The 1,697-nt window shown below is 50.1% G+C and carries 2 protein-coding genes; both read left to right on the top strand.

Features of this window, described 5'->3' with window-relative positions; genetic code table 11:
- A partial coding sequence (locus LKK83_RS04295) for an FHA domain-containing protein (RefSeq protein ID WP_324629651.1) occupies positions 1-444 on the top strand: 444 nt, incomplete at its 5' end.
- Positions 445-858: 414 nt separating this feature from the next.
- A complete protein-coding gene (locus tag LKK83_RS04290; protein ID WP_324629649.1) occupies positions 859-1,353 on the top strand; it encodes an FHA domain-containing protein in 495 nt (164 codons plus the stop codon).
- Positions 1,354-1,697: the final 344 nt, after the last annotated feature.

Here is a 1,697-nt window from a genome sequence, read left to right as displayed (position 1 = left end):
CCGGCTCCCACTCCGGCTCCCACTCCGGCTCCCACTCCGGCTCCCACTCCGGCTCCCACTCCGGCTCCCACTCCGGCCCCGGCGGCAACCAGCGCCAAAACTCAACTTCAGGGCCAGAAAGCAGCTCAACTGCTCCACGTGCAAACGAATACCCCCCTTGAACTGCCGCCCAATCTGTCGGTCATTCATGTGGGCAAACCCAACGATTTGATTCCCCCCGATGTGGATGTGTCGGGATTCCCTCACTCTGAAGTGGTTTCGCGGGTTCATGCAGATATTCGGGTAGAGGGAGATAGTTACTATCTCGAAGATGTGGGCAGTTCTAACGGCACCTACGTCAATAATATGCCCCTACCAAAAGGGAACCGTCATCGGTTGCGCCCGGGCGATCGCATTGCCTTGGGTAAAGGCGATATGGTGTCTTTTATTTTCCAAGAGACCTAACCGATGATTCAACTTTCCCCCGCCAGAGGTTCTCTTTGGCGGGGATAAAAAAGCCTCTGTCGCTTTTCTCGCCGGAAAATCTACCAGCATTCTGCATTTTTTCAGCCAGAGGCGTCCTCGGCGATCGCCTCTGCACCTCCCGATTTTGCCCGAGTTCTTCCCTGAGTATTCTCAGTGGCGATGCAAATTACACTCATTCTAGGGATCCAGAATAAATGTCGGTTTGCCAGTTCTCAGTCTTCTGGGGTTGAGATCTGGGGAAGCGATTTGAGGAATAATAAACCATAAGCACCTCAGCTGTAGAGACTTTCAATCGGTGTTGTTCCCCAAAACACACCTCTTTTTTTATGGGCGCTGTACTCTACCCTTAGCCATCGTCATCAAAGGTGTATCTACTGTCATAGCGATGCTCTCGTGATTACACTGACCTTGCTGCATCCAATAAAGTCTACTCCCATCCAAAGTTGGAGATTTGAACGAGAATCTGTCATTCGGATTGGGCGAGCGATCGATAACAATGTTGTACTTTACAGTGCCGTGGTCTCTCGACACCACGTCGAGTTGCAACGCACTGGACTACACTGGAAACTGATTAATCTGGGCACCAATGGAACTTATCTGAATGGGACGCGCATTACTCAAGTGTCGGTACAGGATGGGGCGATTATTTGCCTGGCCCGTTCTGGTCCTCAAATTCAAATTCACTTCGGCAGAGATTTTCCCAAAACTCAGCCCGAAGCTCAGCATAACGCGCGCTACATGCAAGTAGAAGATGTTCACACAAAAACCGTGACTGAGGAGGAGACCACCGAACCGATTATCCTGCCACAAGCTCCCGAGTCTGAAGCTCGATGCTCTAGTACACAACAGTCTCGGAATATTTCATCAAGCATGGCGTTCGTGAAATAGGGTTATGGAGCGTCTCGATGGAGAGGCGATCGCGCCGCTTGTTGGGAATGGCGATCGCGGTGACGGAGCCTGAACCCAACCTTTAACGCACCGGTTCAGGCTCCCTACCTTGTCACTCTCCATCACCTGAAATTATTAATAAGGGTTGCACCAGATCGAGAAGCGGTTTTAAAGAGCGACCGCTAGGATTCTACCGTCCTTCCCCAGAATTTAAAAAAAAATTATCGTCTCAATCCCTTGCTGCATGGTTATTTCAGCAGTATGTCAAAAAAAAATCCAAAATTTTTTCAAAAAAGGGTTGACATTCCCGAAGGGGGTTGTTACATTAGTAAAGCGCCTGAAGG

The sequence above is a fragment of the Phormidium sp. CCY1219 genome (assembly GCF_035615515.1).
In the GTDB taxonomy this organism is placed as follows: domain Bacteria; phylum Cyanobacteriota; class Cyanobacteriia; order Cyanobacteriales; family Laspinemataceae; genus CCY1219.
This window is presented reverse-complemented; position numbering and strand designations above follow the sequence as displayed.